This window comes from Streptomyces graminilatus (assembly GCF_001418565.1).
Taxonomy (GTDB): Bacteria; Actinomycetota; Actinomycetes; order Streptomycetales; family Streptomycetaceae; genus Streptomyces; species Streptomyces graminilatus.
Genome location: NZ_LIQQ01000197.1, coordinates 1 through 8,560 on the forward strand (window position 1 = coordinate 1; position 8,560 = coordinate 8,560).

General features: G+C 72.6%; 9 protein-coding genes. 5 read left to right on the top strand and 4 right to left on the bottom strand.

Going from position 1 to position 8,560, the window contains the following annotated elements:
* Positions 1-34: 34 nt before the first annotated feature.
* The gene (gene hutU, locus AOK08_RS17730) at positions 35-1,699 is read right to left on the bottom strand and encodes a urocanate hydratase (RefSeq protein ID WP_055526723.1); all 1,665 of its coding nucleotides are present in this window, start codon (positions 1,697-1,699) and stop codon (positions 35-37) included.
* A 167-nt stretch (positions 1,700-1,866) separates the two neighbouring features.
* On the opposite strand from hutU, the gene AOK08_RS17735 reads away from it, so the two are divergent.
* The 5 genes from AOK08_RS17735 (at position 1,867) to AOK08_RS17755 (ending at position 5,969) form a co-directional block, all read left to right on the top strand.
* Entirely contained in the window at positions 1,867-3,384 is a 1,518-nt protein-coding gene (locus AOK08_RS17735; RefSeq protein WP_079054100.1) for a type III PLP-dependent enzyme domain-containing protein, read from the top strand.
* A gap of 240 nt (positions 3,385-3,624) precedes the next feature.
* Complete coding sequence (locus AOK08_RS17740) at positions 3,625-4,089, top strand: roadblock/LC7 domain-containing protein (RefSeq protein ID WP_079054097.1); 465 nt, start codon at positions 3,625-3,627, stop codon at positions 4,087-4,089.
* Positions 4,086-4,967, top strand: coding sequence for a hypothetical protein (locus AOK08_RS17745; RefSeq protein WP_055526728.1), 882 nt, complete (start codon positions 4,086-4,088; stop codon positions 4,965-4,967). Before AOK08_RS17740 ends, AOK08_RS17745 begins: the two co-directional genes overlap by 4 nt.
* Before the next feature lie 37 nt (positions 4,968-5,004).
* On the top strand, positions 5,005-5,568 hold the full coding sequence (locus AOK08_RS17750; RefSeq protein ID WP_055526730.1) for a roadblock/LC7 domain-containing protein: 564 nt from the start codon (positions 5,005-5,007) through the stop codon (positions 5,566-5,568).
* A 26-nt stretch (positions 5,569-5,594) separates the two neighbouring features.
* Positions 5,595-5,969: a roadblock/LC7 domain-containing protein gene (locus AOK08_RS17755; protein ID WP_055526731.1), complete on the top strand. Its 375-nt coding sequence runs from the start codon at positions 5,595-5,597 to the stop codon at positions 5,967-5,969.
* A gap of 19 nt (positions 5,970-5,988) precedes the next feature.
* Here the strand turns inward: AOK08_RS17755 and AOK08_RS48450 are convergent, their stop codons facing one another.
* The 3 genes from AOK08_RS48450 to AOK08_RS17765 form a co-directional block, all read right to left on the bottom strand.
* Positions 5,989-6,123, bottom strand: coding sequence for a hypothetical protein (locus AOK08_RS48450; protein WP_422125748.1), 135 nt, complete (start codon positions 6,121-6,123; stop codon positions 5,989-5,991).
* Between the two features lie 421 nt (positions 6,124-6,544).
* The gene (locus AOK08_RS17760) at positions 6,545-7,546 is read right to left on the bottom strand and encodes a MurR/RpiR family transcriptional regulator (RefSeq protein ID WP_241826988.1); all 1,002 of its coding nucleotides are present in this window, start codon (positions 7,544-7,546) and stop codon (positions 6,545-6,547) included.
* 2 nt (positions 7,547-7,548) lie between these two features.
* On the bottom strand, positions 7,549-8,560 hold a 1,012-nt coding region (locus tag AOK08_RS17765; RefSeq protein ID WP_079054099.1), incomplete at its 5' end, for an aromatic amino acid lyase.

The following is an 8,560-nucleotide window of genomic DNA, read 5'->3' on the forward strand; positions in this document are numbered from 1 at the left end:
ACCGAAGAGTCGCCGCCCCCGCCGGAAAGACCGCTCACGCGTCCCCACCCTCACGCATGGGCACCCGCACACCCTGCTCGTCGGCAACCGTCTCCGCGATGTCGTACCCCGCGTCGACATGCCGGATGACACCCATCCCGGGGTCATTGGTCAGCACCCGGCGAATCTTCTCCCCCGCCAGCTTCGTACCGTCGGCCACCGACACCTGCCCGGCGTGGATGGACCGCCCCATGCCGACACCGCCACCGTGGTGGATGGACACCCAGGACGCGCCCGACGCGACGTTGACCATCGCGTTCAGCAGCGGCCAGTCCGCGATCGCGTCGGACCCGTCGAGCATGGCCTCGGTCTCGCGGTAGGGGGACGCGACGGACCCGCAGTCCAGGTGGTCGCGGCCGATCGCCAGCGGCGCCGCCAGCTCACCGCTCGCCACCATGTCGTTGAAGCGCTCGCCCGCCTTGTCCCGCTCGCCGTAGCCGAGCCAGCAGATCCGGGCCGGCAGTCCCTGGAAGTGGACGCGCTCGCCGGCCATCTTGATCCAGCGGTGCAGCGACTCGTTCTCCGGGAACAGCTCCAGCATCGCCTTGTCGGTCTTCGCGATGTCGGACGCCTCGCCCGACAGGGCCGCCCAGCGGAAGGGGCCCTTGCCCTCGCAGAACAGGGGGCGGATGTAGGCGGGCACAAAGCCGGGGAAGGCGAACGCCCGCTCGTATCCGGCCAGTTGGGCCTCGCCACGGATCGAGTTGCCGTAGTCGAAGACCTCGGCACCGGCGTCCATGAAGCCGACCATCGCCTCCACGTGCCGGGCCATGGACTCGCGCGCCCGGGTGGTGAAGCCGGCCGGGTCCTTCGCCGCGTAGGTCGCCAGGTCGTCGAAGTCGACGCCGACGGGCAGGTAGGACAGCGGGTCGTGGGCCGAGGTCTGGTCGGTCACGATGTCGATGGGGGCACTCTCGGCGAGCATGCGCGGGAGCAGCTCGGCCGCGTTGCCCAGCAGGCCGATGGAGAGCGGGCGGCGGGCGTCCCGTGCCTCCACCGCGAGCTGGAGGGCGTGCTCCAGGGAGTCGGCCTTGACGTCGAGGTACCGGTGCTCGATGCGGCGCTCGATGGCGCGCGGGTCGACGTCGATACAGATCGCGACGCCGTCGTTCATCGTCACGGCGAGCGGCTGGGCGCCGCCCATCCCGCCGAGGCCGGCGGTGAGGGTGATCGTCCCGGCGAGGGTGCCGCCGAACTTCTTGGCGGCCACGGCGGCGAAGGTCTCGTAGGTGCCCTGGAGGATGCCCTGGGTGCCGATGTAGATCCATGAGCCGGCCGTCATCTGCCCGTACATGGTCAGGCCGAGGGCCTCCAGGCGGCGGAACTCCTCCCAGTTGGCCCAGTCGCCGACCAGGTTGGAGTTGGCGATCAGGACACGCGGGGCCCACTCGTGGGTCTGCATGACACCGACCGGGCGGCCCGACTGGACGAGCATCGTCTCGTCCTGCTTCAGGGTCCGCAGGGTGCGGACCATGGCGTCGTAGGAGCGCCAGTCACGGGCGGCCTTGCCGGTGCCGCCGTACACGACGAGCTTGTCGGGGTGCTCGGCGACCTCGGGGTCCAGGTTGTTCTGGAGCATCCGGAGGGCGGCTTCCTGCTGCCATCCCAGGGCACTCAGTTCCGTACCGCGCGGGGCTCGTACGGGGCGGGGTCCTGACATGGTCTGCCTCCCAGCGGACTTATAGCGGACTGTTGCGGTGGATATTCACATCCTGACCGCATGAATAGAACTAGTCAATACATTCTCGCGCCGTCCTGCGCGCGCCACGGATGTTTGGCTTGACCTGTAGGCACGACATCGACGCCACGGGGGATGCAATGGCGAACATGGAGAGCATGGAGAACAACGGTTCCGATCGCACAGGCTCCGATCGCACGGGATCCGTTCACGCGGGATCCGTTCACGCGGGATCCGTTCACGCGGGATCCGTTCGAGCGGGCCGCCGGGACGCGGCCGTACGAGCGGCCGTGGAGCAGGGGTTGCTCCACGCCGACGCACCCATCGTCGGACTTCTCGATGTCATCGGCATCCGCGAGTCCGCCGCCGAGTTGCGCGCCGCCTTCGACGCGGTGGCGGCGCCCGGCACCCCCGTCCTGCACGCCTTCGCGGTGAAGGCGACCCCGCTGGTGCCCGTACTGCGGCTGCTGCACAGGGAAGGGATCGGGGCCGAGGTGGCGAGTCCCGGGGAACTGGCGCTGGCGCGGGCCGCCGGGGTACCGCCGGAGCGGACGGTGCTGGACTCCCCCGCCAAGACCCGCGCCGAGCTGCGCGAGGCCCTGGCGCTGGGCATCGCCGTGAACGCCGACAACCCGCAGGAGCTGGCCCGGATCGACGCCCTGATGCGGTCCACGGACGGCCTGTCCACGAACAGCCGGTCCGGGGACAACGGGTCCGCGACCAGCCGGTCCCCGATCGGGATCCGGGTGAATCCGCAGATCGGCGGCGGGTCGATCGGGGCCACCTCCACCGCCACCGCGACCTCGAAGTTCGGGGTCGCACTCCTGGACGAGGGGGCGCGTGAGTGGATCGTGGGGGCGTACGCCGAGCGCCCGTGGCTGACCAGGCTGCATACGCACACCGGGTCGCAGGGCATCCCGCTGTCGCTGATGGTGCGGGGCGTGGCGGAGACGTACGCGCTCGCCGAGGAGATCAACCGGCGGGTCGGGCGGCGGCAGGTCGACACCATCGACATCGGCGGCGGGCTGCCGGTGAACTTCGCGTCGGACGCGACGAGTCCGACGTACGGGCAGTACGCACGGCTGTTGAGCGACGCGGTGCCGGGGCTGTTCGACGGCCGGTACGGGCTGGTGACCGAATTCGGCCGGTCGCTGCTGGCCAAGCACGGCACGGTGGTGGCGCGCGTCGAGTACGCGAAGAGCGCCGGCGGGCGGCCGGTCGCGGTCACGCACGCGGGCGTCCAGGTCGCGACGCGGACGGTGTACGCGCCGGGGTCGTGGCCGCTCAGGATCGCCGCGTACGACGGGAAGGGGCTCCCCAAGTCCGGGGCGGACGTCGTGCAGGACGTGGCCGGACCTGCCTGTTTCGCGGGCGACCTGCTCGCCGAGGGGCGGGCGCTGCCGCTGCTCGAACAGGGAGACCACGCGGCGGCGCTGGACACCGGCGCCTACTTCTTCGCCCACCACTACGCGTACAACTCCCTTGCCCGGCCCGGGATCTACGGCTTCGTGCCGGGCGGAGACGCGGGTGCGGGGGCGGGAGGCGTCACTTTCGCCGTCGTGCGGGAGCCGCAGACCGTCGCGGAGATCGTGGCCGAATCCGGCGGGGCGCACGCCTCCACGCTCACCACCCTCACTCCCACCGGCTCCCCCTCCGCACGCCCTTGACGGACCCCGGGAAACAAGCAGGCCAACTGATCTGAACCTGGGCTCAGCCGACCCACCTTAGTCATCCGCCGCATGTTCCACCGGGAAATGCCGGATGTCTCACTCGTCGCGCACACGTTGCGTAGCGTCTGCGTCACTCAGCCGAACGCCGGTTGGCCGGACATCCGTCGGCCAACACCAGGTGGGACGGCCGAGCACCAGCCGGACGGACGCGAGCGGGACAGGCGGGAGGGGTCAAGGGTGCCCGGAATCGACGAGTGCCTACTGGAAGCCATGCGGCTGCCCGGTGCCCGGGGCGCCGCGCTGGTCGACTGGACCAGCGGGCTGGCACTGGGCACCGTCGGGGAATCCCCGGGCGGCGATCCGGAGACGATGGCGGCCGAGGCCGCCGAGCTGGCCCGGATGGCCGTCGAGCACCGGGCGTTCGCCCCGGAGGACGACGACGAGCCGGCCCACGGATTCGGCGACGGGTCAGGCGACGGATTCGGTGGCGGGGCCACCGGCGGCCCGCTGGAGCAGCAGCAGGATCCCCCGGTCGAGGACCTGATCATCAGCAACCGCGACAGCTATCACGTCCTGCGGTTCGTCGCGACGAGCTTCGACAGCAGTGTGTTCCTGCACCTGTGGCTGGCCCGCGCGGACGGCAATCTCGCGCTGGCCCGCATTCGCCTCGGCGAGATGGCCGGACGGCTGGTGCTCGGATGACGACTCTGCGCACCGATCTGACGACCCCGCCGCCACGCCTGCCGGTCCGGGACAGGGCGGCGGCCCGGCAGCGGGCGTGGGGCGGGGTCTCGCCGATGCTCGGCCGGCTCGCCACCGAGCGGGCCACCGGCGTCCTGGTCCGCGAGCGCGGCTCGCTGTATCTCGCCGACGGCGAGGTCGTGCACGCCGAGAGCCCGGCCGTACCGGGCCTCGACGTGCTGCTCACCGCGCGCGGCACGCTGGACGCGGCGGGCTGGCGGGACGCCGTGGGCGCGGCCGGTGAGCGCAGCCGGGTCGGACGGTTCCTGGTCGAGAGCGGCCGGATCGGCGCGGGCGCCCTGGAGGTGTGCCACCTGGGGGCGCTGTACGACGCCGCGTACTTCGCCCTCTCGCCCAGTGGCGCGCCGGGGCACTTCACGTACGGGGACAGGCACTGGCTCGGTCCGGTGCGCCCGGTGCCGGTGGCGGCGGTGGAGCACGAGACCCTGCGCCGCCGCGCCCTGCTGCACCGGATCTGGCCGGACCCGGCACCCGACAGCGCCCCGCTGCTCCTCTCGGGCAGCCCGGCCGCGCCGACGGTCACCGCCCGCCAGCATGCCGTACTGGCCCTGGTGAACGGTGTCCGTACGGCGGCGGACATCGCCCTGGCGCTGGCCCGCCCGGCCTTCCACACCCTGGTGGACGTACGGCGGCTGGCCGCCGCGGGAGTGATAGCCCCGAAGGCCCCGCCGCCCCCGGCCGTCACCGCTCCTCCGCCACCGTCCGCATCGTCCGTATCGTCCGCTCCCCCGGCTCCCCCCGGGACACTGCCGCCGTCGTTCGCCGACCCGAACATCACGCTGCTGAAGAGGCTCAGGGATGCGCTGGAGGCCCTTTGAACGGCAGCGCCCGCGTGCCGAGAGGAGACAACAACTCATGGCAGCCGAGGCCGAGGTCATGGACGAACTGCGCCGGCTGCGGGCCCGCGTCCCCCAGCTCACCGGCGCGCTCGCGGCCAGCGTCGACGGTCTCGTCCTCGTCCACGACACCCCGGGTGTCGAACCGGAGACGGTCGCGGCGCTCACCGCCACCGCGCTCAGCGTCGCCGTGCGCATGGCGGACGCGACCGGCCAGGGCGACTTCCGCGAGCTGCTGATCCGGGGGGTGTACGGCTATGTGGCGACGTACGCGGCGGGCCGCACGGCCGTCCTGACCCTGCTGGCCCAGGACCGCGTGAACGTCGGCCGCCTGCACCTGGAGGGCCGCCGGGCCGGCCTCCGTATCGGCGAACTGGTGGACGCGGCGGCCGAGTTGGAGCCGCCCCCGACCGGCCCGTCGGGCACACCTCCGACGACCCCCGAACCCACTCCGATGCCCAAGCCCATGCCCATGCCCACCCGACCCAGAACCCAACGCGCGCCACGCACACCGACACCGACACCGACGACCCCAACGACACCGACGACCACGCCCAACGCGCGCACCACCACAGACAGTTGAACCGGAAGCAGGAGAGGAACACCGTCATGGCCACCACAGAGACCGCGTTGAAAGAGGCGCTGACCTCCATCGAGGGCGCCACCGGAGTCGCACTCGTCGACTACACCAGCGGCATGGCCCTGGGCACCATGGGCGGCAGCAAGACGTTCGACCTGAACATCGCCGCCGCCGGCAACACCGACGTCGTACGGGCCAAGATGCGCACCATGGAGCACCTGGGTCTGAAGGGCGAGATCGAGGACATCCTGATCACGCTCTCCAGCCAGTACCACCTGATCCGCATGATGAAGGGCCGCGGCGGCAACGGCCTCTTCCTCTACCTGGTGCTCGACATCAACCGCTCCAACCTGGCGATGGCCCGCCACCAGCTGAAGCGGATCGAGTCGGAGATCGAGGTCTGACCCGACTCCGCCGACCAGGTCAGAGCTGGACGGATACGCCGCTGCGGCGGCGCGCCCCGCCCGGGGTCGCGTCGCCCGCGGCGATCCCCGTGGCGAGGTAGGCCTGGACCGGCGTGCCCGCCGGGGCGCCGGAGCGCGGGCCGAGCGAGTCCACCGGCGCTGTACGGAGTGCCGCCGCGCCCACCCGTGCCGCCCCAGCGGCACGACTGCCCGCAGCCAGGCAGGTTGGGCGGGCGGGCAGCGCCCTCTAAGGGGCGCGGGGCTGTATCTGATCTGCGGCTCCGCCGCGGGGCGCGACCAACCCCCACCGGGCCCGCAGCCGAGCACCTACGGACGGGCGACCTTTCAGGGGCGCGGGGCTGTATCTGATCTGCGGCTCCGCCGCGGGGCGCGACCAACCCCCACCGGGCCCGCAGCCGAGCACCTACGGACGGGCAACCTTTCAGGGGCGCGGGGAACTGCGCGACCAGCCCCCACCGACCCGCAGGCCGACGCACCACCGAATCCGAATCGGACCCCCGTCCGCCCCAAGGATCCAGGGATCCAGGGATCCAGGGATCCAGCCCAGTCGATGCCTACTCGACGAACAACCCCCGAGCCGCCGCCCCCGCGTCGAACTCCTCCAGGCGGGCCTGGGCGTCCGGGAGGTCGTCGCACATGGCCTCCAGGAGGACTCGCCCGAGCAGCATCGGCGCGCAGGCCGTGTCGAAGGCGAGCCCGGTGCCGACGGCGGCCGGCAGCAGCAGGTCGGAGACCTTGGCGACCGGCGCGAACGCCGAGTCGGCGACGGTGACGACGGCCAGCCCCGCCGACCGGGCATAGGCGAGGGTGTCGACGACCTCGCGCGGATGCCGGGGCAGCGCGAAGCACAGCAGGGCCGTCGCCCCGGCCCGCACGGCGGCGTCGATCCGGTCGTGGATCATCGTGCCGCCCTCGTTCAGCAGCCGTACGTCCGGGTGGACCTTGGCGGCGAAGTACGCGAAGCCGTACGCCTGCGAGGCGGCGGCGCGCAGTCCGAGGACGGGCAGGGGCCGGGAGGCGGCGAGCAACTGTCCCGCCCGTTGCACCGGACGCGGGTCGGCGAGCACCTCCGCCAGATGCCTCAGGTTCTCGATCTCGGCCTCGACGGCCTGCTGGTACTCGTTGTACGAGCCCGGCTCGGCGCTCTGTTCGGCCGGGGCGACCTCGCGCAGGTGCCGGCGCAGCGCCGGGTAGCCGTCGAAGCCGAGGGCGACGGCGAAGCGGGTGACGGACGGCTGGCTGACACCGGCCAGTTCCGCCAGCTCGACGCTGGAGAGGAAGGGCACCTCGGAGGCCCGCCGCACCATGCTGTGCGCGATGCGCCGCTGCGTCGGAGTGAGCCGGTGCCCCTCGAAGAGGGCGTGGAGCCGGGCGGCCGGGCTGTCGGGCACGTGTCCGCCCGCACCGCCGCCCCCCACCTCCCAAGCCTCATCCCTGTCCGCACCGGCACCGGCACCGGACGTACCCGCACCGGCACCAGCGGCACCCGTCCCCGTACCGGCCGTACCCGCACCCGCACCCCCGCTGCCGCTGCCGCCCTCGTCCGTACCCGACATGCTCATTCCCCGCTCCCCCTCCAGATGTCCGTGAACCGGTCCAGCAGTGCCGCAGCCGCTGTCACGTCTTCCGTGAGCGGCCGGTCGGCCGTTTCGGCGTCGAGGACCGACTCGGCCAGCTCCAGCGCCCGGCCGGCCGGCAGTTCCGGGTCCGGCCGCAGGTCGCGCTGGCGCAGCGCCCGTACGGCGGCGACCAGTTCACAGCCGACGACGAGACGGTACGCGCCGCACGCGCGCAGTGTCTGACGGGCGGCGAGCGAGGCGAAGCTGGCCTGTTCCTCGACGCCCCGGGAGAGTACAGCGTGCCCGAGCGAGGCGGGTGCGGAGAAGGCCCGCAGGTCACCGAGGGCGGCGCCGGCGGCGTACTCCAGGATCATCACCCCGGAGGCGGCGGGCTCGTGGTCGGCGAGGAACGGGCGCAGGCGAGTGAAGGCCGGCTCGTTGAGGGTTGACAGGCGCGAGGTGGACAGCCGGGCGACCTGGGTGACGGCCAGCCTGAAGTGGTCGAGGGCGAGAGCCAGTTGGGCCTGGTAGAAGCCGCCGTGGTGGTAGGCGGTGAAGTCCTCGGTGGAGATGAGCGGGTTCTCGGCGGCGGCGTTGATCTCGATGGCGAGCACCCCTTCCAGCGCGTCCGCCGCGTCGTGCGCGGGCCCGTGGATCTGCGGCAGGCACCGGAAGCCGTACGGGTCCTGGATGCGTCCGAGGGGAGGGGTCGGCCGGGCCGCCGAGCCGATCAGCTCCCGCATCCGGCGCGCGACCTCGACCGATCCCCGGTGCGGGCGGGCGGCGTGCACGGGCGCGGCGTACGCCTCGTGGGAACCGTCGACGGCGTACAGCGAGAGCGCGGCGACGACCTGCGTGGCGGCGATGAGCCCGCGCAGCTCGTGCACGGCGAGCGCGGACTGCCCGAGGGTGAGGGCGTTGCTGCTGATCAGGGCGAGGGCGTCGTTGTTGTCGAGAGCCTGGGGCTCGGGGGCGCCGGGGACGCTCCAGCCGCGCGGGGCCGATCCGCCC